We start from the raw sequence: 22,638 nt of genomic DNA, 5'->3' as shown, positions 1-22,638 counted from the left end.
GTTTGGATTCCCTTGAGGCCTGATCTGTGATTATGGGATGACCCGCCCTTTTCGGCGGCGGCCTTTGTTATGGTCGCCTTGGTCAAAAGGGAAGCTACTGCCCCCATAACCGACTTGTTCATTCTGCGTGGCCCACCGGAATACATAAGATCCGACAATGGGCCGGAATTTATCGCTCAAAAGGTGCGGGACTGGATCGCCGCAGTGGGTGCCAAGACAGCCTACATCGGACCAGGCTCGCCATGGGAAAATGGATACTGCGAAAGCTTCAATGCACGCTTCAGGGACGAACTGCTAAACGGTGAACTGTTCTACAGCCTGCGCGAAGCTCAAACCCTCATCGAGCAATGGCGTATTAGATGCCCGCAACTCAGCAATCTTCTTTTCAAGCTGTGAGACCCGCTGCTGTAGGTCTTTGAGCTTCTTAAGGGGCACCATGTCTGTGGGATCTGACTTCGATGCTTCAAGGCTTTCTTCAGTTGGGCGACTCTGCCTTTCCTGCTGTATGCCAGCCCCTTTTCTTCTGCGTACTCTGCGAGGAGAGAGCGGATTTCTTCGTTGCGATACAGAGTGTTCCAGTTCAGTTTCGCCTGTTCCAAAATCAGTTTCAGGCTCAAGGCACCATCCGCATTGGGCAGCAACTGATCGTTTTCCTCAGCCTTTCTGATCAACGCCTCAAGCGTGGCAATGGCCTCCGCTTTCCTGCTGCGGCTCATTTTTTGCGTCCCTCTGGGTAGGTGTTCCCAAGTCTGGAGACGTTTAGCGGTTGCTTCATCAAGCGAGGATCAACCCCTTGTGCCATGGCGTTTGACAAGATCACGTCCAATTTCTCTTCGAGTTGAGCGATCTTTTTTTGCTGTTCTTCCATTATTACAGCGGCGTTTTTTGGTGCCTTTCGGGTTTTTTTACCTTTATCCGTCTCTCTTTTGCGCGAGAAGGCTGCCGCCTTGTCTAGGTAGGCCGCATGGATGAGAGGGTGTTTGAACAGCTGCTTAGATGAGATTTTGACAACCTTTGATTCAACTTTATCGTGTATTTTGGTCCGGGTGATTTCGCCCCTCATTTGACTAATCAGGACCAGAATTTTATCCACTTTTTCGGGCGTAAGCTTCACGTCAAGTTCCCTGTGGTTCGAGAGGTTTCAAGCTCTGCCAGCTTTTTTTCGATGATCCGTTCAGCGTGGCTGAACTCGATCAATGGGCCAAGGTCGGTATTGCGGATCAGACTCCCTTCGTTTGCTGGATCCATAATGGCCTCAGCGAGTGCTTGACTACGAGCATGACTATGTTCGATAGCCTCTATGGTTGTTTCATTGACCCGCATTCCTTTAGCCTGGCGAGCACGCAGGGTTTCAAGAGATTTCTGATCTCTTTCCGCATCTCTAAGGAGCTGATCAGCGGCTCTTTTGGAACCGCCTAGGCATACCAGCCTAGTGCATGTTCTACAGGCACCAGCTCGGTCGCACGGCTCTTGATTAAAGCGACGATTGCAATATCCGAATAACGTCGAAAGAAGATGCATCTTCAGGTTTGCAGTTTCGTAGGCCGCATTTTCGACTTCCGAGTCGTCCACAACTCTGATTGCCGGTAGGTTCTCACCCTCGCCAGTGCGCTTTATTTGTTCGACTTGATACAGTTTGTCTGTGTGGTCGTAGTTCCGGTTTTGCATGACGTTCGCACGACCACTCCAGTAGGCTATGTGTGATTGGGGAACATTGGCGCGTTGAGCAATAGTGTTTAGGTAATGGCGCATTTGGTGTGTAGTGATTTTGGGGTACTTACCGTTTTTTAACCGGATATCGAAACGCTCGAAGATGGAGGGAACCGCAGGTTGAGTTTGGCCACTTTTTTGAAGACTTTCTGGCCTGCCTGACAAGACGAGTTCGACCACAGCTCTACTTAATGCTTCTATCATGTAAGGCCGTGCCTCAGCATTGTGAGCAAATTGGTTTTTTAAACAGACGCACAGCGCCTCGGAGTACACTAACGAAGACAATTCGCTGAGCACAGGAAATCCGTGAGGTGCTTCGGCCAAGCACTTCTTTTCAACCTGAACAAAGTCGTATACTGCTATGGGTTTTCCATTTTCGCGGGTCCTGTACTTGGCAGCTAGGATGCGCCTAGACTGAAGCCAAAAATCTACACCGACACCAAGAAGTTCTTCCAGCTCTGAACGTGTGATTTCGCCGGTTGCCCTAACATGTTGAAGATTCGCAGGGACAAAAACCCTGCCAGGGTTCTCCATCATCCACTTTGCTAATTTGCGCGCTTTCTCAGTATGTTCACAGATCCTTTCGAGTGCCAACTGAGAAACCGGAACCATTTCTTTCGGAACAAATTTAATCATAGGCTTTCCGCCCTTTACTGGCCACCACCTGAGGCCAGCTTTGAAACGACAGTCTTCGTTGAAGGGCACATCTGGGTTGACGTAACCTTCGCCCGGGTTATCCAAAGCCTGAACCTTGGCTGGTAGAATGAAGACTTCCTCTTTTCGAGAGGGGGCACACATCAACAGTGCGACAATGCCCATAACGACCTGATCTCGTGGCGTTTTTGCTCGGTGAAAGGCTTCTCCCAAGCATGACACTTCCTCTTCGGTCAGGTTTTTCCGGAGAGAGTCCTCATTCACTCTGCTCCGAAAGCGATTGTCTTGGAGTTCTGGATGCCACCAGCTCTTTAGGTCACGCGCGATGCCCGCTTCCTCCAACACTCTCGCAATAGATCGCATGGTCTCGGCAGCCTTACGCTTATGCGATTTACTGGCTAACTCGACGACTTTGTTCAGGTCTGACTTTGCTATAAGGTCTGCACGGCCGGGATGTCCTCGACTTTCTAGAACGCGGTCTAAGATGCGGCAGAACTTAACCTTGTGGCTAAAGACATTGGATTTTCTAAATTTTCCTGTTTTTGTGGCGTTTTCATTGAGTTGAAAGGCGAAGTATGCCTTTGCGAAGTCACCAAACGGCAGGTTCATCGCGAACTCGGGATCATTCGCCCGGGACCGCCATCGATCTGCATGATGGAAACCAATCGTTTCTCGCTTGGAATTCCTTATCCGCTTTACGAAAGCAGTGATGTCCCAAGTGGCACTGTCCCAAACAACATGCCCCTCGACACGGGGGTCAAGGATCGACAGTTTCTTAGCCATTGCGATGTATTCTTCAACCGAGATTTGTTGTTTCGACTTGAAATGCAAAGTCATGCGTTGCGCTCCCGCTCTTGGCGCGCCTGATGCTGCATTTTCTTAGCCGCTAAAACCGCAGCAACGTGCCGATTAAGTTCTCGAGAATATTCGTCATCGCCATGCATTTTAGCTTCTGCCTTTCTACCAGCCAGAAGGCGCAGTAACGGGTCAAGCTCGGAATCAATTGAGAGATTGAAATGGCGGCAGAGAAAGCATGCATATGGCGCTGCGAGGCTTTCCAGCGCGCTGCAACCTCCAGAATCGCATGCGCCCAAATCAGGAGCACCGTCAGCTTCGGTTGCTGTAATAATTGCGCCAAATTCGAGGTCGTCGGATTGCGCTTCAGTCACTTGACCCAAGAACCTGCCTGCGACATGAACCATCTTACCGTCCAGCAGACTACTCATGAGCTGATGATGTCGAGAGGCAAGTTCGATGTAGGCTTCGCAGCTGCCGGGGCTGGTGTGATGCATCCATGCCGCGATTTCTTCCGCCGTACATCCTCGCATCGCCATGATTGTTGCGATAGTGTGCCGTTCTCTCAATTGGTTAAACACCATTGGTTCACCAGTTCGAGGGCTTATGATATTTAATTTTTTAAGAATGTTTTTGAATCGCGCAGAGGCTTGGTGCGCAGTCATATGACCTTCGTAACCCGCCATTGTTTGACCTTTTGAGTCTCGCGCTCTTTTCTTCGTGACTGAGCGACAATCTGCAACAAATTCATCAGTACTCGCGGGAAATAATGGTTTCTCGTGATTCCACTCAGAAGCAGGAATGCCACCGGTTAATCGATCTAGGTAAGCCTCTAAGGCGTGGGTAAACAGCATTGGGGCAGGTCGCTTGGGGCCGTATCTTTCGGCTTGGGTTCGCTTTTGTTTAAGGATTTCGAACCGGATAGAGGTTTGCACACCGTGGTGCTTCGGAGTTCTTATGTCCCGAAGTTTCAGGTTGGCATTCATTGAGGCTCGCTGACCATAGAGGCGAAATGTTTGAACTAGCACATATTGAGCATCATTGATGGCGCCGCTTTCGTAAGCTTCATGGAGTTCGCGATCCACCATCGCGATTTCGCCATCCAAGTACGGACCCGACTCTGGATCTAGGGTCAGAATATGAACTTTTTCGTTTTCTTTTTTCCGGAAGCCGTCGATTAGTTCAGCCGCATCTGGGGCAATCCCCGGAAATCCAATTTCTTGCCATGAAGAAACAATGTTTCGCATGCTGTAATCACTACCACTCGGATCATCCAATCGGTAGGCGGCAATATCTTTACGGTTGATCCGACCGACCAGGTCGTTGTTTTCGCGCCTGAGCCAGACACAGGGTCGCTTGAAGGCTCTCAACTCTCCAAGAATCGAAGAAGCAAGGTTGGTTTCGAGCCGATAAGCCACCACTTCCTTAAGCGCGTTTTTCATCAACGGCGACAATACCTCAGTACACCATTTAAAATTGAAAGTAGCAACGCTACCAGTTGCGCTCACTTCCCAATAATCAGAAGTGATATCGAAAGTTTCACCGTTGGCAGCTCGGCGGATATTGGTCGGGCGAAATGCTGGAATGCCATGATAAAGATGTTTGCGCTTGTTCATTGCTTACCATGCTTCCTTTCCGCGGCTTCTTCGAACAGCTTTTCGCGGTGATCGAGAAGGCTAATGTACTCGCTGGGTTCCGAACCAATTGTGTTGAGGAATTCCGTATCTAGAGCAGCAGCTCTTGCCTCCTGTTCCGCCCAGATTGTTCGCATGCTTTTCGCGGCGCCAAGATCGGACTCTCCTCCAAGATAGCGAGAGATCATCTTAGACGTTTCCGACCATCCAAAGTGATAAGTGAAGACTTTTCGAGCTTCTTCGCCACTGGTTCCAAGTTCCTTTAAAAGCTTGGCCATTTCTCGGGCCTTTTTGTGTCGCATTGGGTGCGGGGTCAGTGTTCGAACTCCAGCTGCTCTGGAGGCGTCTCTGAACACATCGTCAATTGCGGTCTTGGACATGGGCTTGCCATACTCAGTGGGATCACGAGCCAAGTTGACAAACATGAAGGAGTTTGAGTTTCTCCCGCTTTGAAAATCGATGTCGTCCCTCACATCCATCCATTCATCGAGGGTCTCGATCAGCAACGGCGACGCTTTCAAACTGATTTTCCGGTCGAAGGTCTTTGCGTTTGGCTGACGTTTCCTAGGGTCTTCTGGGTCATTGCGGCGGCGAACGACCTCGATCAAATCATCTTCGCTCTTATAATCTTCGGTCTTCATTTGACCCAACTCGCCAGCGCGCAAGCCAAGGTCGGAAAACATCAATAAAATTAGGTAGTTTCGTAAAGCTCGAACTCGATTCTTGGGCCAAACATCATACGGATTACAGATCGCGATCCATAGGGCAAAGCGGTCAGCAGCTTTCTCATGATCGTATGCCTTGATCCGGCTTTGCGGCATACCTTTACGTACCTTTCGAAAGTAGTGCGCATAGCTGCCCGGCACTGTGTGATAGCCGCCCTCACGTAGCTTGATCGCTGGTTCCAGGAGTTGTTTGCGACGGCACAGTTTCCGTTCGGATTCTGGGCTTGGCTTTTTTTGAAGCAAACGATTGCCGTACTCGCCGAGCCACAGGAGGTATTCTTCAATACCAATCTGCCGTTGGATTATTGTGCCAGCTTGAACGCTTCGCTCTTCCAGACACCTGGTAAGAAACTTCTGCTCATTCATGGGCAGAACCCTCGCCAGCTTACGCAAATCCTGTATTTGAAAATTCAGGAAGTAATTTAAGTCCGCTACTTGCTCTAAGCCCAAGCATTCTCCGTCTAGCATGATGGTGTAAAGTTCGATACCTCGGTGAATTGCCCAAAGTTCGAGAATGGTGATGTGAGATAGTCGAGTGGAAATAGTATCCGGGGTGTAGTTTCGTTGACGTGTCTCGCTTACAACCCAAGCCCAAGGCCACATCGCGATGCTGCCATCTTCCCGGTAGATCGAAAATCGGGTTTCGCCAGCTCGAGTTTGTGTGTGTTTCACAGGTTGCCGGCCTAATTCTGAGATGGGCTTCAAGTGGTCCTCCAAGGCAGCGAATGGTCTCCAAAAGATACAAGAATGGAGGCCATTCTTCAACTATCCTGCGCTTGGTGCAGTCGTAAAAATCTAGCAAGAACAGATGCTTATGCTATTCTTGGTCCCTAATGGATAGATGAGGGACTGTTCTTGGATTTCAAGGATAGAAGAAGAGTAGAGAGGCAATGGTGCTCTACGATTGGCTATTCTTGCCAATGAGAGCCCTAAGATTTTTTTTCCCGGTCTAACGCGTTTTTGAGCATTGTCGGTGCCAGTTTTGACCAGCGCTGCGAATCACCGGAGAGGCCCGCAACTGCAAATGATCGAAGGGAACAACCTCGACAGACAAACCAACTTGGAGGCACGGATCCACGCAGCCTCACCAGGCTGCACATTTGCAACGATCATCGGCAACATGGCTTGTACCTGTCATGGTTTGATATCGCTGACCGGAGCCTTTCTCAACAGGCTTACCCATCATGTCAGAATTCTTGAGATGAACGGTGACAACTATTGCCTGACGCAAAGCAGGGCAAAACAGCTCAAAGACAATTCTTGAAATGGAATTTCGATTGGTCCTGACGGACCAAGGCACCTCGGCACACGCCAGCTATTTGGAGAGCGCGCGTGCCAAGGTGCCAGTCACTCTGAAATGGCCGGGTATTGCGCCTCCCAGTGGTCGGAAAACATACCGCTGTTGGCATTTCAATAATGAAAACGTCTGAAGTAGTTGAGACCATCTGTGTCTCCGTCCGTGACTGTAAGTCAAATCTAGTCAGCAACGTGCATCAAACTACGTGGCATTGAGTGCTGTCGGTCATTTTTGTTCCCAGAACGTCCATTCTTGTAAAGCATTGTGGTGATTTGCTTTTTGTGGGCGCTGCTTAGGTGTACGTGGGCACATTTCGAAAGTTCCATCCGAAAAAGACTTGTTCTGTAATCCCAAGTGATGGAGCAAGTCTTTTGAAGGGGGAATCTGACCTGATGAAAAAATTTTTAATAATTTACAAATATTTAGGTGCTCGAGGCTTCCTCTGGAACGAAATGGTTGGCATATAAATGAAACCATTTCGAACCATAGGCCACATGCCCGACCTCTTCGGCATAAATAACCTCTAGCGCCGCGATGGCCTTTGCGTCCTTGGCCTTGCGGAAGATGTCGATCATGCCGGGGGTCACATCTAGCCCGCGTGCTTCAAGCACCATCGGAACCACGGCCAGACGGCCCATCAAATCCTCGGCGGTGTCCTCGGCTGCGCGCCACATGCCGGCATGGGCTGGCAGGGCGCCGTAATGGCTGCCCATAGCTTCGAGGCAATCGCAGACCATTTCGAAATGGCGCGATTCCTCTTCGGCGCATTTGACCCAGTCGTCATAAAATCCGATCGGCATCGGGACATGACCGAAACGGGCGATGATGTCCCAGTGCAGATCGACCGCATTCAGTTCGATATGGGCGACGGCATGCAACATAGCGATACGGCCCGCCTCAGTGCCAGGTTTTCGTTTGGGCACCTCGCGCGGGGACAGCAGTTCAGGCTGATCGGGACGCGCAGGTTGCAGTGGCGGGATGGCGGTGCCGATCTCAATCGCAGGCGCGTCGCCCTTGCGCGATGCAAACCATGCGGCGGCATGGCGTTTGGACAGGGCGGTTTTCTCCCGCCCTTCCGCCATGGTCAGAACTTCGGTCGCCATCTGAGTTAGCGTCTTTGACACCATGTTTCTCCGCTTGATTGCACGCGGCTCTTAGACCGGATGGCGACTGTGGTCGAGGGGGCTAAAGGGCGCGCACAGCCTCCAACACTTCGTCCACGTGACCGGGCACTTTGACCTTGCGCCAGACCTTGGCGATCTTGCCTTCGGCGTCGATCACGAAGGTCGAGCGTTGAATGCCCATCGATTTCTTGCCGTACATGTTCTTTTCCACCCACACGCCGTAGTCCTCGCAAACGGTCGAGCCTTCATCCGACAACAGGGGTGTGGTCAGGTTGTGCTTGGCGACGAATTTGTCGTGCTTGGCGACGCTATCCCGTGAAATGCCGAAAACGTGAGCGCCCGCATCCGCAAAGGCTTGAAGTTGTTCCGAGAAACCGATGGATTCCTTGGTGCAGCCCGGCGTATCATCGCGAGGATAGAAGAACAGAACCACAGTGCCGCCGCGCAGGGCTGACAGGGTGACCTCACCGCCTCCGTCGCGGGGCAAAGTGAAATCAGGGGCGATGTCTGAAACGTCGGGCATTGGAAACTCCGCTAAAGTTTTTTATGGGCTGCCCGACATCATAGGGCGGCGCGGGCGGGTTGGAAGACGTGGATAGAAAATTGGTGCAGCACGAAGACAAAAGTGCGCCGCAGCCCAAAAAGCCCCGGCGTCGCCGGTCCCGTCGTCGTATTGCCGCGCATTTTTCTGGTTGGACGGTCCTGTCGCTGGGGTTGTTAGTCTTTGCGGGTTGGTTTTTTCTATTCGGTCAGAATCTGCACGCGCCTGAGTGGCTGCGCAAGCAAGTAGAACAGCGCCTAGACCAAAGCCTTGGGGGGCTGAAAATCCGTTTCGGCGACGCCAGTTTCATCGTGAACGAAGAATGGCGCCCTCGGCTGCAGCTGACTGACGTGACGATCAGCGACGCGGCGGGGCAGCAGATTGCGCAAGTGTCCGATTTGCGCACTCGACTGTCCATGCGTGGGCTTTTACGGGGACAAATCCGCCCGCGTCGTATCATCCTTCGCGATGCGCAGATCGCGTTGACCCGGGGGCTGGACGGGGCATTGTCGCTGACCGTCGGCTCGGGCAGCGCCCCTGTACAGCGAGCGCCGAACTTAGCCGAGTTGATCGAACAATCCGACGACGTATTTCTGTCGCCTATCCTGTCCGGGCTGCGCTCGGTTGATTTGGAATCGCTGACGCTTGACTACCAGGATCTGCGTCTTGGTCGGGCCTGGATTTTTGACGGGGGGCATATCACTGCCACCCGCACCGGGGATGAGATGCATTTGGCCACAGGGTTTTCCGTTCTGACCGGCCGAGACTATGCCAGCTCGATTGAAGCGAATTATACCAGTGTTTTGGGCACACCTCAGGCGCAGTTCGGCATTTCGATCACCGATCTGCCGACCGAAGATATCGCCAGTCAAAGTGTTGCTCTGTCGTGGTTACAGGTCCTCAAGGCGCCGATTTCAGGGGCGTTGCGCGGTAGCATCGACGGTAACGCAGCGTTGGGGCCGTTGTTCGCAACGCTGAACCTTGGGGCAGGAGCGGTGCAGCCAACGCAAGAAACGCGCCCCATTCCGTTCGAGTCCGCCAGAACCTATTTTACCTATAACCCCACTAAGGAGGAGCTAGACTTCAACGAAGTCTCGGTGGTTTCCGCCTGGGGGGCCTTTCAGGCCGAAGGTAAGGCCTTTTTGCACGGTATCGAAAACGGTGCGCTGGACAGCCTGACTTCACAGTTGAGCCTCAGCAATATCAACATCAACCCGGCTAACTTGTTCCCGGTCCCGTTGAAACTGGCGCGCTCCGATCTGGATTTGAAGATGAAACTGGCTCCGTTCGAACTGCAACTGGGTCAGATCATGATCGAAGACGCTAACTATCGGCTGTTGGGATCGGGCAAGCTGACCGGTGAACCCGAGGGTTGGGCGGCGCAAATTGAGGCGCATCTAGACAGCATGAACGGGGATGAGCTGTTGAACTATTGGCCCGAACGCCTGGCGTCAAAGCCACGGCTTTGGGTAGAGGAAAACCTTTATGAAGGCCAGTTCTCGGACATTGATTTTGCCTTGCGGCTACAGCCGGGAAATAAACCGGATATCTATTTGGATTTCGGATTCGACAAGGCAAAGATCAGGTTCGCCAAGACCTTGCCACCGCTTGAGAACGCGCAGGGACAGGCCAGCTTGATCAATCGCCGTTTCACGGCCACAGCGGAAGCTGGCGTTGTCATCGCGGACGAAGGGGGCGCAGTAGATGCCACCGGCACGTCGTTCATCATCCCCGATACAGCGATCAAGGAACTGTCCCCGTCGATCACACGCGTCACGGCCAAAGGCAGCGCGACAGCGGCGTTGTCACTGCTCGACCGCCCACCACTCAGTTTGCTGTCCAAAGCGAACCTGCCGGTCGATCTGGCTGAGGGCACTGTGAGCCTTGCCGGAACGTTGTCGCTGCCGATGAAGAAGGGGTTAAAATTCGAAGACACCGAGTTCCATTTCCTCGGCAATATAGGCAATGTCCAAAGTGACAAGCTGGTTCCGGGGTTTTCGGTCAGTGCCGACCAACTGGCACTTGAAGGTAACCAAACCGAAGTTGAAGTTTCTGGCGATGGGTTGTTCGGCGATGTCCCGATTCAGGGTACGTGGCGGCAACCGATCGGCGGTACCGAAGCACAGCGCAGTGAGTTGACCGGCCAGATCGAATTGTCCCCTCGGTTGATGACCGAGTTGAATGCCGGGTTGCCGCAAGGAATGCTAACCGGGCTGGGCACGGCAGATATTGCTCTGGGCATCGGTGCTGGGACGCCGCCAATTCTGACCGCTTCGTCCGATCTAAGGGGTGTGGCATTGGCTGTTCCCGAGCTGGGCTGGCGCAAGGGCACGGGCACGACCGGCACAATGACGCTTAAAGCCACCTTAGGGGAAAATCTTCGTGTGGATGAGTTGAAGCTGGACGCGGCCGGATTGCGCACTACCGCTTCGATCTCGTTCAATGACGGTGATTTCGACCGTGTTCAGTTCAGCTCGTTTGATCTGGGCAATTGGTTGGCGGTTCCAGCCGAGCTGATAAATCGCGGCGGCGCGGTGCCAGATATCCGGGTGCTGGGCGGCGTAATGAACTTGGGGCGCGCGACATTTGGCAGTGGTAGCGGTGGTTCCGGCACAGGACCCCGGATGGACGTGACACTGGACCGTCTGCAGGTGACCGAGACCATAGCGCTGACAGGGTTTCGGGGCACGTTTCAAACCACCGGCGGCGTTAATGGATCCTTCACAGCCAACGTGAACGGAGGCGCGCCTGTGCGAGGGCAGGTTTCACCGCGTGCGGATCGTAATGCGGTGACACTGACCTCAGGGGATGCTGGGGCAGTTCTGCGGTCTGCGGGGATGATCACGCAGGCGCGGAGCGGGTCATTAAACGTGCAACTAGAGCCGGTTGCGGGGCCCGGGAATTACGACGTGATCGCAAAAATCACCAATACATACATCAAGGATGCCCCTGCCATGGCCGCCCTGCTGAACGCGATCAGCCTTGTTGGTTTGGTCAATGAAATGGCGGGGCAGGGCATCTTTTTCTCGACCATCGAAAGCCGGATGCGTATCACTCCGACAGAGGTCAAAGTCCTCAGCGGTAGTGCTGTTGGCCCATCAATGGGCTTGTCCTTTGACGGCACTATCAACACAGTTACTGAAACGCTGAACCTGCGCGGGGCGATTTCTCCGATCTACCTAGTTAACGCCATCGGCAGCGTGTTCACCAAGAAGGGCGAGGGCGTTATCGGTTTCAACTACACCCTGACCGGCCCGTTCCGAGATCCAAAAGTATCCGTGAACCCATTGTCGGGGCTAGCACCGCTGTTCCTGCGCAACCTGCTGCGGGCTCCGGCGCCCACTGTGTCCGACGGGCCTAACGCGCAGCCCATAAAGCCGGATGAGCCGAAGCGAACTTACGGGGCGCCGCCATCAGACCGTTGAACTGAGATGTTTGGCGCTGTATGGCGCGGCCATGAAACTCAGCGATTTTGATTTCCACCTGCCCGAAGACCGAATTGCCACGCGCCCGGCCAGCCCGCGTTCGTCCGCGCGGCTTTTGGTAGCCAACGGCGATGCCGTCTCGGATGCACATGTGTATGATCTGCCGGATTGGCTGCAACCCGGTGACCGGTTGGTGCTAAATGACACGCGCGTCATCCCCGCGCGCTTGAACGGCCGCCGCCATCGCGACAGCGCGCAAGGCCCGGTTTCGGCTGCAATCGAGGCCACCTTGCTGGACCCGCAGGCCGACGGCACATGGGCAGCGCTGATCAAACCGCTAAAAAAGGTCAAACGGGGCGAAGAAATTAGGTTCTCCGATGACCTCAGTGCCACGCTGGAACGGGTTGAAGACGGGCAGGCCTATCTGCGGTTCAACCTGTCGGATGAGGATTTCGACACCGCGCTGGAACAGGCAGGCGCAATGCCGTTGCCCCCTTATATTGCCGCTAAGCGCCCGGCAGATGAGCAGGACAAAACCGATTACCAGACGATCTGGGCCCGCAATTCGGGTGCTGTCGCGGCCCCCACGGCGTCTTTGCATTTTGATCAGGCGCTGATGCAGGCACTGGAAGCCCGCGGCGTGGTGATAAGCCATGTTACACTGCATGTGGGGGCAGGCACGTTCCTGCCGGTCAAGGTCGAGGACGTGACCACCCACAAGATGCACGCTGAATGGGGCAAGGTCAGCGCCACTGCAGCCGAAGAAATCCGCGCCACCAAATTGGCCGGAGGGCGAGTTATCCCCGTGGGCACCACCGCCCTACGCCTGATCGAAAGCGCGGCACGGTCCGGGCAGATCGAACCGTGGGAAGGCGACACAGATATCTTCATCTATCCCGGTTTCGAGTTCCACGTGACCGATGCGCTGATGACCAATTTTCACCTGCCGAAATCCACGCTGTTGATGCTGGTTTCAGCACTGATGGGGCAGGATCGGATGCGCGATGTCTATGCGCATGCGATTGAAGAAAATTATCGTTTCTTTTCTTACGGTGACGCGTCGCTTTTGATCCCATAAGGGGCGCGTTGTCGGGATCGTCTGTTTGCAATGTCGTAGACAAGCGCGATCAGAGCCGTTTTTCATATAAAAGCGAATCCATAATTCAGGTCGGCATATTTCGGAGGCCCCAATGTTTCAGGTCCTGTCCAGCGCATGGGCGCTTCTTCTTGGTATGGGCTTGTTGATGGTCGGCAACGGCCTGCAAGGGACGATCTTGGGTGTCCGTGGTGAGATCGAGGGGTTTTCGACCCTTGAGATGTCGTTCGTAATGTCAGCGTATTTTATGGGTTTTCTTGGAGGATCACGCCTCGCACCCGAGATGATCCGAAGGGTCGGACATGTGCGAGTGTTTGCGGCGCTAGCGTCTTTCATCTCGGCCGTCATGATCCTTTACCCGTTGATGACCAACCCGTTTGTCTGGATTCTGGGGCGCTTCGTGATCGGGTTCTGCTTTTCCGGCGTTTATGTCACCGCAGAAAGCTGGCTGAACAACGCCGCCAGCAACGAAAACCGTGGTCAGGCATTGTCGCTGTATATGATTTTTCAAATGACAGGCATCATCACTGCCCAGGGTCTGGTTGTGCTGGGCGATCCGGCTGGTTTTGACACGTTTGTCGTCGCGTCCATTCTGGTTTCGATCTCTTTCGCCCCCATTCTTCTGTCGATTTCGCCAACGCCGGCATTTGATACAACCAAACCGATGACTCTGCGCGAACTTTTCAAAAGTTCGCCACTGGGCTGCGTTGGTATGTTCCTTCTAGGCGGAGTGTTCTCGGCTCAGTTCGGTATGGCCTCGGTCTATGGTGCCCGCGCGGGCTTGACGCTGGTTGAAATTTCGACCTTTATCGCTGCTTTCTACATCGGCGCTTTGGTGTTGCAATATCCGTTGGGCTGGATGTCGGACCGCATGGACCGCCGTTTCTTGATCATGCTGGTTGCTGGGGTAGGGGCGTGTGCGGCAACAGCGGGCATGCTATTCGGGGTCACTTTCCCGATCTTGCTGGGGGCGGCATTTGTGATCGGAGGCATGTCGAACCCGCTATATTCGCTTTTGATTGCCCACGCGAACGACTTTCTTGATCACGAAGACATGGCCGCTGCTTCGGGCGGTTTGCTGTTCATCAACGGTCTGGGGGCGATTGCGGGTCCGCTGATCACGGGTTGGCTGATGGGCGATCGCGTCTTTGGCCCTCAGGGGTTCTTCCTATTCATTGCTGCACTGCTTGTAACGATGGCAGTTTATGCCCTGTATCGCATGACGCAGCGTGCTGCGATCCCGGTGGACGAGACAGGCACAATGTCTCCGGTCTACCCGACGGCCTCGCCAGTTGCGGTAGAAGTAGCGCAAGAAGTTGCCATTGAAGCGGCCGAAGCCGAGGCCGAGACGCAAGATGTTGCCTAAGACACACGATTATGTCGCAAGTGTTGCAATTTTTTACTGTAACAATCCTGTAAAACAGCTTTAAATGACCTTACGTCCCTGGGGAGGGCAACACGACGGAGTTATAGGGCAATGGCAAGTCCTGAAGAAGTATTGAGTTATTGGTTAGATGAGATTGGTCCCAAAGGTTGGTATCTACAAGACGATGCCTTGGACGCAGAAATTCGCGAACGGTTTTTGACCACCTGGGAAGCCGCGAATGAAGGCAAATTTTCTCTTTGGTTGACTTACCCTAGCGGGGCATTGGCATACATCATCCTGATGGACCAGTTCCCGCGCAACATGTTTCGTGGCAGCGCCAAGGCATTCGCGTCAGATCGCGCCGCTTTGTCAGCAGCGAAATGTGCGGTGGACAAGGGTTGGGACCTCAAGATCGATGAACCCGCGCGGCAGTTCTTTTACCTGCCGATGATGCATTCGGAAAATCTGTGTGATCAGGAACGCTGTGTCCGTCTTATGTGTCAAAACATGAGCGACGGTGATCAAAGCAACCTGTTGCATGCACGGGCGCATCGCGAAGTGATCCGCAAGTTCGGACGTTTCCCTTACCGGAACGAAGCACTTGATCGCCCGATGACCGAGCACGAAGCCGCTTATGTCGATATGGGCGGGTATGGGTCCACGGTGCGCGAGCTGCAGGCCGCCCTCTAAGACGGCGGTACGCAGCCTCGAATGGCAATAATTCGGTCGGCGACCACGTCGGCCGATCTCTTTATTGCAGAATTGATAAGCACACCCGGAGCGTCGGTTATAGCGGCAACTCGGGTTTGCGCGTCCTGCATTCTCTCTTCCAGGTTATCCAGCTTTACCAGCGCCGTGGATATCCGCAGTTTTTCGGTAATATCTGTGACAGAGCCACTGGCTTGCGCATCTGCAAGATCGCTGCGCAGCGCCACAAGCTCGCCCTGAACTCCGCGAATTTCATCCCTCAGCGGTGCCACTAACTGGACTTTTTCCGAGAAAACTGTGGTGACGTCTTCTACTGTCGAAGCCAGCTTCCATCCCAGAAACAAGCAAAGAGCCACAAGAATTAGTGTGGCGTTGAGCAATGCAAGTAGCAGATCCTTAAGTGTTTTGGCCATGGTAAGCCTCTCGAATAATTTGTGTTTATGAAAGGGTGGGTGAACCCGCCCCCTATGTTCTAGCCATAGAAGCGTACCCGGTATAGGCTGAAATCAGCATACACTGATACCGGTGATCCCGCGTCGCATTTGTCGCGGGAAAGGTGTGTTGATGCGTTCCGGAAATTAGTTTAATGGTAAACTAAATTTTTCAACCGTCCTGCGCCGAGAGGGAAACATGGCTGCACAATCTTTTGATCTGATCGTAATCGGCGCTGGTCCGGGCGGCTATGTCGCTGCCATTCGCGCAGCACAGCTGGGCCTGAAAACAGCTGTGGTCGAACGTGAACATCTGGGCGGTATCTGCCTGAACTGGGGATGTATCCCAACCAAGGCGCTGCTGCGTTCCTCCGAAGTGTTCCACCTTATGGAGCGCGCCAAGGATTTCGGTCTAAAGGCGGACAAGGTTGGCTACGACTTGGACGCTGTTGTCAAACGCTCACGCGGTGTGGCGGCACAGCTTTCAGGCGGCATCGGTCACCTGTTGAAAAAGAACAAAGTCACCGTCGTGATGGGGCAGGCGACGATCCCCGCCAAGGGCAAGGTTTCGGTCAAAACCGACAAGGGGACCGAAGAGCTGACGGCCAAGAACATCGTGCTGGCCACCGGCGCGCGGGCGCGCGAACTGCCGGGGCTTGAGGCCGATGGTGATCTGGTCTGGACCTACAAGCACGCGCTACAACCGCCGCGGATGCCCAAGAAACTGCTGGTCATCGGTTCGGGCGCGATCGGTATCGAATTCGCCAGTTTCTACAACACGCTGGGTGCCGATACGACCGTTGTCGAGGTCATGGACCGCGTGCTGCCGGTGGAAGATGCCGAGATCAGCGGTCTGGCCAAGAAGGCCTTTACCAAGCAGGGCATGACCATCATGGAAAAAGCGATGGTCAAGCAACTGGACCGTGGCAAAGGGAAGGTCACCGCGCATATCGAGGTGAAGGGGAAGGTCGAAAAGCACGACTTTGACACCGTGATCTCGGCCGTTGGGATCGTTGGCAATGTCGAAAACCTCGGGCTTGAGGCTCTGGGTGTAAAGCTCGACCGCACCCATGTCGTGACCGACGAATTCTGCCGCACCGGGGTTGAGGGGCTGTATGCCATTGGCGATATCGCGGGCGCACCGTGGTTGGCGCACAAGGCGAGCCACGAAGGTGTCATGGTTGCCGAACTGATCGCCGGTAAACACGCGCACCCAGTTAAACCCGAAAGTATCGCCGGCTGCACCTATTGTCAGCCGCAAGTGGCTTCGGTCGGCTACACCGAGGCAAAAGCCAAAGAACTGGGCTATGACATCAAAGTCGGTCGTTTCCCGTTTATTGGTAATGGTAAAGCCATCGCTCTGGGCGAACCCGAAGGTCTGATCAAAACTGTGTTTGACGCCAAGACCGGCGAATTGCTGGGCGCGCATATGATCGGTGCGGAAGTGACCGAACTGATTCAGGGCTATATCGTCGGCCGTCAGCTGGAAACTACCGAAGAAGATCTGATGAACACGGTCTTCCCGCATCCGACACTGTCGGAAATGATGCACGAGAGCGTTCTGGACGCTTACGGCAAAGTCATTCACATGTAATCAGTGAGACCGATCTGAAAAAGGCACCGCCAATCTGGCGGTGCCTTTTTCTTTAGCGGGTCAGGTTTCTTTAGCGGGTCAGGGCGTCCAGAATCCGGGCCCAGGAGCGGATGCCTTTGTGAAAGCTTTTCACGTCGTACTTCTCGTTCGGTGAGTGGATGGCGTCATCGTCATTGGCATAACCAACCAGCATCGAATCCAGCCCGAGTTCGGTATTGAAATAACCGACGACAGGAATGGAGCCGCCCATCCCGGTGAACACGGCCTCACGCCCCCATTCGTCCGACAGGGCACCACGGGCGGCTTCGAATTCGGGGCGATCCAGATTCATGACCGACGCTGGGGACCCTTCCAGATCATTGTCCCATTCGACCGTGGCGTCCGGCGACAGACGCTCTTCAACATGTTTGCGGATTTTGTCGCGCAGGCTGTCAGGGTCCATGTCACCGACCAGACGACAAGTGATCTTACAATGCGCCTGCGACGGGATCACGGTTTTCGACCCCGCGCCGTTATAGCCACCCCACAGGCCGTTGACCTCAAGCGTTGGACGCGCCCATTGCTGTTCCAGCGTCGAATAGCCTTTTTCGCCATGGGGTTGCGAGTAGCCGACCGAGTTCAGGTACTCGGCCTCGTCAAAGCCGCAGTTTTGCCACTGGCGCAGCTGTTCGGCAGGCACCTCATGGACACCTTCATAGAAACCCTCGACAGCGACACGGCCGGTTTCATCGTCATAGAACGAGGCGATGATCTTGGACAATTCCCGCAGCGGGTTCAGGCCGGGGCCGCCGTAATGGCCCGAATGCAGGTCGATGCGCGGGCCGGTGATGGTGAATTCGTCCTTGAGCATGCCGCGCAGCTGCGAGGAAATCGACGGCACACCGCGCGATACCATCGAGGTATCGCACACCAGCGCCAGATCAGCTTTCAGCTCAACCGCATTTTCCCGCAGGAACGGAACCAGGGAAGGGGACCCCGATTCTTCTTCGCCTTCAAAGAAAAAGGTGATGCGGCAGGGCAGGGAGCCGTTGACGGCTTTCCAAGCCCGGCAAGCCTCCACAAAGGTCATCAGCTGGCCTTTGTCATCCGACGACCCGCGCCCACGAATGACCGGGCCATTGTCCGTGTCCTCGATGGCGGGATCGAACGGGTCACGATTCCACAGCTCGAGCGGGTCAACCGGCTGCACGTCATAGTGCCCGTAGAACAGGACATGCGGCGCGCTGCTGTCTTCTCCGACATGGCCAACGACCATGGGGTGGCCGGTGGTCTCACGCTTTTCCGCTGCAATGCCTATGCTTTGCAGATCGGCCACCAGCCAGTCGGCAGCCTGATCCACCTGTTCGTTATAGGCCGGGTCGGTCGAGATGGATGGAATGCGCAGCAGCTCCATCAGTCGGTCGATTGAGGTTTGCAGATCAGCGTCAATGCGGTTCAGAACAGCGTCCAGCGACATGGGGTTCTCCTGCTTTCAAGATTTGGCAGAACCTATCAGCGCAATCGGCGCCGTCCAGTGTGCTTTGGCGGGAATATGGTATAATATCGGAAACTCCGGCGGGTGCCTGCGTCGTTTCCTCGCGCCCGATGGCCGTAACTTTACTTGTCGATGCGGGTACGAGGGGATATTTGATGCAAATCAAATATGTGATCCCAATGTCGTCTATACGTACTGGGCACAAGGGAACGCATTGGCGTATATCCGGATTCGTCCGGTGAGGACGTCAGAAATTTTGTCCGGTCTTTAATGACCTGGCCGGGCAGGTAAGGAGATACCGGTGGACTATACTGCTCAGCTCGATACAGCGATCGCCAGGCTGCATGATGAAGGACGCTACCGGACCTTCATCGATATCGAACGCCGTAAAGGCCATTTCCCGCATGCGGTGCGGACGCGCCCGGACGGGTCGCAGCAGGATATCACCGTGTGGTGTGGCAATGATTATCTGGGCATGGGCCAGCATCCGGTTGTTTTGAACGCCATGCACGAAGCGGTTGACGCAACTGGCGCTGGCTCGGGTGGAACCCGCAATATCTCGGGCACCACGGTTTATCACAAACAACTTGAGGCCGAGCTGGCTGATCTGCATGGCAAAGAGGCCGCGCTGCTGTTCACCAGTGCGTATATCGCCAATGACGCGACGCTGAGCACGCTGCCGAAATTGTTTCCTGGTCTGATCATCTATTCGGATCAGCTGAACCACGCCTCGATGATCGAGGGCGTGCGCCGCAACGGCGGTGCTAAACGCATCTTCCGCCATAACGATGTGGCCCATCTGCGCGAACTGCTTGAGGCCGACGACCCCAAAGCACCAAAGCTGATTGCGTTTGAATCCATCTACTCGATGGATGGCGATTTTGGTCCGGTTGAAGAAATTTGCGATCTGGCCGATGAGTTCGGCGCGCTGACCTATCTGGACGAAGTCCACGCAGTAGGCATGTACGGCCCGCGTGGTGGCGGCGTGGCCGAGCGTGATCGTCTGGCGCATCGCGTCGACATCATCAACGGCACTCTCGCCAAGGCCTTCGGGGTGATGGGCGGCTATATAGCGGCCAGTGAGAAAATGTGTGATGCAGTGCGCTCTTATGCGCCGGGCTTCATCTTCACGACGTCGTTGCCGCCTGCGGTGGCAGCAGGGGCTGCGGCCTCGGTCGCCCACCTGAAAACCGCGACCGATCTGCGCGAGCAGCATCAGACTCAGGCAAAAGTCCTAAAGCTGCGGCTTAAGGGGCTGGGCCTGCCGTTGATCGACCACGGTACGCATATCGTGCCGGTGATCGTTGGTAATCCTGTGCATACAAAAATTCTCAGCGACCGGTTGCTGGATGATTACGGAATCTATGTTCAGCCAATCAATTTCCCCACCGTTCCGCGTGGAACCGAGCGCCTGCGCTTTACCCCATCCCCGGTGCACGGACCTGGTGAGATTAACCGTTTGGTGCAGGCGATGGACGAACTTTGGTCACATTGTGCGCTAAATCGCGCCGAACTTGCAGGTTAACCTCACGCTAAAGTGTGCAACGCGTTTGCCGCGTGTTAAGCTTAAGCTAACAAAAGTGACGGACGAATCGTCAAAGGGATGATTCGCCGTTAGCGTGAAACACGCGCAGGCAGAATGGGGCAGCAGGGATGATTGGGCGCAGATCTCAGCGCGATTCCAAAGGTGAAGCCGACGTCAGGCCAAAGGGCTATGACGATTACGAGGTACGGCTTGGCGACATGATGCGCGGTGAACGCGCAACAATGGGCAAGTCCCTTCTGGATGTGCAACGAGAACTGCGGATAAAGGCCAATTACATCGCAGCCATCGAAGACGCCGATCCAGACGCGTTCGATACACCCGGCTTCATCGCCGGGTATGTGCGTTCTTATGCCCGCTATCTCGGGATGAACCCGGATGACACCTTTGCCGCCTTCTGCAAGGAAAGTGGTTTTGAGGTTGCGCATGGTATGTCAGCCGAGGCATCGGTTGTCCGCAAGCCCTCGGGCGCGGTAGCTGCACGCGGCCCAATGGGACGAGATCCCTTTATGTCGCCCAATACACCTTTCGTTCCCGGTCGGGAATCTATTGTTAGCCAGATTGAACCGCGGGCCATCGGCTCGTCGCTTGTTTTGGTCGCAGTGATTTGCGGCATTGGTTACGGCGGTTGGTCGGTTCTGAGCAAGATTCAGCAAGTGCAGGTCAGCCCGGTCGAACAAGCTCCGGTGGTTCTGTCCGACCTCGATCCGCTGGATGCGGCGCGTAAGAGTGTCGAAACTGAGGTCGCAGCTGCAGACTCCCCAAGTGCCGAGGCGCTGGATCGTCTATACCGCCCGCAGGCGCTGGACGTTCCCGTTCTGATCGCCCGCGATGCGCCAATATCCACACTGGACCCGCGCACGGTGGGCACCTTCTTACCGCAGGCACTGCCCAAGGTTGAGGTCGCTGAAGTACACACCGTCGAACGCCCGGCCTTGCCGCAAGTGGTCGAACAGATCGACACCACCCTGAAAATTGTTGCTGTGAACCCGGCCTGGATGCGGGTCACCGCAGCGGATGGCAGCGTGATCTTTGAGGGCACCCTTGGCACCGTTGAACAGGGCAGCGTGTTCGAGGTTCCGCTGACGGAAGAACCGCCGCTGTTGCGCGCGGGCGCTTCGGGCTCGGTGTTCTTCTCGATGAATGGTGAACATTACGGCCCGGCCGGCGCACCGGGGACCGTCGCCAAAGGTGTTGTTCTATCCAAGGATGCTGTTGCCGAAACCTATGCGGTGGCCGATCTTGAGGCCGATCAGAACAGTGCACTGAAGCAGCTGGTGGCTGAACTGCAGGCACAGGTTTCAGAAGACCCCGCCGAGTGATCTAACCATTGCGGTGCCCCGGTAGGCGGACTATCTAAAGACCCAACTCAGGCTGTCTTGGATCCGTCCTCATGTCGCTCAATCATGTTCGCCCGTGGCGCAATATCTATCGCCGCAAATCCCGTCAGATCATGGTCGGGGATGTTGCCGTTGGCGGTGACGCTCCGATTGCTGTTCAGACGATGACCAACACGCTGACGACCGATGTTGCGGCAACTGTGGCGCAGGTTCAGGCGGCGGCCGAGGCCGGTGCCGATATAGTGCGCGTTTCGGTTCCGGATGAGGCATCTTCGAAGGCCCTAAAAGAGATCGTGCGCGAAAGTCCGGTGCCGATCGTGGCTGATATTCACTTCCACTACCGCCGCGGGATCGAGGCCGCCGAGGCTGGTGCCGCCTGTTTACGGATCAACCCGGGTAATATCGGCGACGAAAAGCGGGTGAAAGAGGTCATCAGGGCGGCGCGTGACCACAATTGCTCGATCCGGATTGGGGTGAATGCAGGGAGTCTGGAAAAGCACCTGCTAGAGAAATATGGCGAACCGTGCCCCGAAGCGATGGTTGAAAGCGGGTTGGAGCATATCCGCATCCTGCAGGACAACGATTTCCATGAGTTCAAGATCAGCGTGAAGGCCAGCGACGTGTTCCTGTCGGCTGCCGCTTATCAGGGCATCGCAGAGGCGACCGACGCCCCGATTCACCTAGGGATCACCGAGGCCGGGGGTCTGGTGTCTGGTACCATCAAATCTGCCATTGGGTTGGGTAATTTGCTGTGGATGGGCATTGGCGACACGATCCGCGTCAGCCTGTCTGCTGATCCGGTCGAAGAGGTCAAGGTTGGTTATGAAATCCTGAAATCTCTGGGCCTGCGCCATCGCGGCGTAAACATCATCTCGTGCCCGTCCTGCGCGCGGCAAGGGTTTGACGTGATCAAGACGGTCGAAGCACTTGAGCAGCGGCTTGAACACATCAAGACCCCGATGAGTCTGTCCATCATCGGCTGTGTCGTGAACGGACCGGGTGAGGCATTGATGACCGATGTCGGCTTTACCGGCGGTGGCGCCGGATCGGGCATGGTCTATCTAGCGGGTAAGGCCAGCCACAAGATGTCGAACGACCAGATGATCGATCACATCGTTGAAGAGGTCGAGAAGAAAGCAGCTGAACTGGATGCGGCTGCCGAAGCCGCGGAATAGGTTGGC

The 22,638-nt window shown here is 55.0% G+C and carries 17 protein-coding genes and 2 pseudogenes; 10 read left to right on the top strand and 9 right to left on the bottom strand.

Features of this window, described 5'->3' with window-relative positions; translation table 11 throughout:
* Window positions 1-105: 105 nt before the first annotated feature.
* A pseudogene (locus ACR0DT_RS03775) lies at window positions 106-354 on the top strand (integrase core domain-containing protein); the annotation flags it as partial.
* Here ACR0DT_RS03775 and ACR0DT_RS03770 read toward each other — a convergent pair.
* Genes ACR0DT_RS03770 through ACR0DT_RS03750 form a run of 5 tightly spaced genes read right to left on the bottom strand, consistent with a single transcriptional unit; the run spans window position 330 to window position 6,223 of the window.
* On the bottom strand, window positions 330-716 hold the full coding sequence (locus ACR0DT_RS03770) for a hypothetical protein (protein ID WP_480709661.1): 387 nt from the start codon (window positions 714-716) through the stop codon (window positions 330-332). The pseudogene ACR0DT_RS03775 and the gene ACR0DT_RS03770 sit on opposite strands and share 25 nt — an antisense overlap.
* The gene (locus ACR0DT_RS03765) at window positions 713-1,114 is read right to left on the bottom strand and encodes a hypothetical protein (RefSeq protein WP_480709467.1); all 402 of its coding nucleotides are present in this window, start codon (window positions 1,112-1,114) and stop codon (window positions 713-715) included. The genes ACR0DT_RS03770 and ACR0DT_RS03765 overlap by 4 nt, the downstream gene beginning before the upstream one ends.
* The gene (locus ACR0DT_RS03760) at window positions 1,111-3,201 is read right to left on the bottom strand and encodes a hypothetical protein (protein ID WP_480709466.1); all 2,091 of its coding nucleotides are present in this window, start codon (window positions 3,199-3,201) and stop codon (window positions 1,111-1,113) included. The genes ACR0DT_RS03765 and ACR0DT_RS03760 overlap by 4 nt, the downstream gene beginning before the upstream one ends.
* Window positions 3,198-4,775 carry a hypothetical protein gene (locus ACR0DT_RS03755; protein WP_480709465.1) on the bottom strand — a complete coding sequence of 526 codons (1,578 nt, stop codon included), beginning with the start codon at window positions 4,773-4,775 and terminating at the stop codon, window positions 3,198-3,200. The genes ACR0DT_RS03760 and ACR0DT_RS03755 overlap by 4 nt, the downstream gene beginning before the upstream one ends.
* A complete protein-coding gene (locus ACR0DT_RS03750; RefSeq protein ID WP_480709464.1) occupies window positions 4,772-6,223 on the bottom strand; it encodes a tyrosine-type recombinase/integrase in 1,452 nt (483 codons plus the stop codon). The genes ACR0DT_RS03755 and ACR0DT_RS03750 overlap by 4 nt, the downstream gene beginning before the upstream one ends.
* 445 nt (window positions 6,224-6,668) lie before the next feature.
* On the opposite strand from ACR0DT_RS03750, the pseudogene ACR0DT_RS03745 reads away from it, so the two are divergent.
* Window positions 6,669-6,782, top strand: a pseudogene (locus ACR0DT_RS03745) (ATP-binding protein); the annotation flags it as partial.
* Between the two features lie 455 nt (window positions 6,783-7,237).
* On the opposite strand, the gene ACR0DT_RS03740 reads toward ACR0DT_RS03745, so the two are convergent.
* Window positions 7,238-7,918, bottom strand: a complete 681-nt coding sequence (locus ACR0DT_RS03740) for a ferritin-like domain-containing protein (RefSeq protein WP_480709654.1) — start codon at window positions 7,916-7,918, stop codon at window positions 7,238-7,240.
* Between the two features lie 82 nt (window positions 7,919-8,000).
* A complete protein-coding gene (locus tag ACR0DT_RS03735; protein WP_480709463.1) occupies window positions 8,001-8,462 on the bottom strand; it encodes a peroxiredoxin in 462 nt (153 codons plus the stop codon).
* A 68-nt stretch (window positions 8,463-8,530) separates the two neighbouring features.
* Between ACR0DT_RS03735 and ACR0DT_RS03730 the strand changes: the two genes are divergently transcribed.
* The 4 genes from ACR0DT_RS03730 (at window position 8,531) to ACR0DT_RS03715 (ending at window position 15,057) form a co-directional block, all read left to right on the top strand.
* Window positions 8,531-11,905, top strand: coding sequence for a YhdP family protein (locus tag ACR0DT_RS03730; protein WP_480709462.1), 3,375 nt, complete (start codon window positions 8,531-8,533; stop codon window positions 11,903-11,905).
* 31 nt (window positions 11,906-11,936) lie between these two features.
* Complete coding sequence (gene queA, locus ACR0DT_RS03725; protein WP_480709461.1) at window positions 11,937-12,983, top strand: tRNA preQ1(34) S-adenosylmethionine ribosyltransferase-isomerase QueA; 1,047 nt, start codon at window positions 11,937-11,939, stop codon at window positions 12,981-12,983.
* A 112-nt stretch (window positions 12,984-13,095) separates the two neighbouring features.
* Window positions 13,096-14,367, top strand: a complete 1,272-nt coding sequence (locus tag ACR0DT_RS03720; protein ID WP_480709460.1) for an MFS transporter — start codon at window positions 13,096-13,098, stop codon at window positions 14,365-14,367.
* Between the two features lie 111 nt (window positions 14,368-14,478).
* On the top strand, window positions 14,479-15,057 hold the full coding sequence (locus ACR0DT_RS03715) for a DUF924 family protein (RefSeq protein ID WP_480709459.1): 579 nt from the start codon (window positions 14,479-14,481) through the stop codon (window positions 15,055-15,057).
* Here ACR0DT_RS03715 and ACR0DT_RS03710 read toward each other — a convergent pair.
* A complete protein-coding gene (locus ACR0DT_RS03710; RefSeq protein ID WP_480709458.1) occupies window positions 15,054-15,488 on the bottom strand; it encodes a hypothetical protein in 435 nt (144 codons plus the stop codon). The two genes, ACR0DT_RS03715 and ACR0DT_RS03710, sit on opposite strands and share 4 nt — an antisense overlap.
* 217 nt (window positions 15,489-15,705) lie before the next feature.
* On the opposite strand from ACR0DT_RS03710, the gene lpdA reads away from it, so the two are divergent.
* Complete coding sequence (lpdA, locus tag ACR0DT_RS03705) at window positions 15,706-17,100, top strand: dihydrolipoyl dehydrogenase (RefSeq protein ID WP_480709457.1); 1,395 nt, start codon at window positions 15,706-15,708, stop codon at window positions 17,098-17,100.
* A 70-nt stretch (window positions 17,101-17,170) separates the two neighbouring features.
* On the opposite strand, the gene ACR0DT_RS03700 is transcribed toward lpdA, so the two are convergent.
* On the bottom strand, window positions 17,171-18,556 hold the full coding sequence (locus ACR0DT_RS03700) for a M20/M25/M40 family metallo-hydrolase (protein WP_480709456.1): 1,386 nt from the start codon (window positions 18,554-18,556) through the stop codon (window positions 17,171-17,173).
* 319 nt (window positions 18,557-18,875) lie between these two features.
* Here ACR0DT_RS03700 and hemA point away from each other — a divergent pair, with 319 nt between their 5' ends.
* The 3 genes from hemA (at window position 18,876) to ispG (ending at window position 22,632) form a co-directional block, all read left to right on the top strand.
* Window positions 18,876-20,099, top strand: coding sequence for a 5-aminolevulinate synthase (gene hemA, locus ACR0DT_RS03695; RefSeq protein ID WP_480709455.1), 1,224 nt, complete (start codon window positions 18,876-18,878; stop codon window positions 20,097-20,099).
* 128 nt (window positions 20,100-20,227) lie between these two features.
* Window positions 20,228-21,439, top strand: coding sequence for a helix-turn-helix domain-containing protein (locus ACR0DT_RS03690; RefSeq protein WP_480709454.1), 1,212 nt, complete (start codon window positions 20,228-20,230; stop codon window positions 21,437-21,439).
* 71 nt (window positions 21,440-21,510) lie between these two features.
* Entirely contained in the window at window positions 21,511-22,632 is a 1,122-nt protein-coding gene (gene ispG / locus ACR0DT_RS03685; protein WP_480709453.1) for a flavodoxin-dependent (E)-4-hydroxy-3-methylbut-2-enyl-diphosphate synthase, read from the top strand.
* The last annotated feature ends 6 nt before the right edge of the window (window positions 22,633-22,638 follow it).

Source organism: Ruegeria sp. BI11 (genome assembly GCF_056538005.1).
The sequence above is the reverse complement of the archived record's forward strand: the minus strand, read 5'-3'. Positions and strand labels throughout refer to the sequence as shown.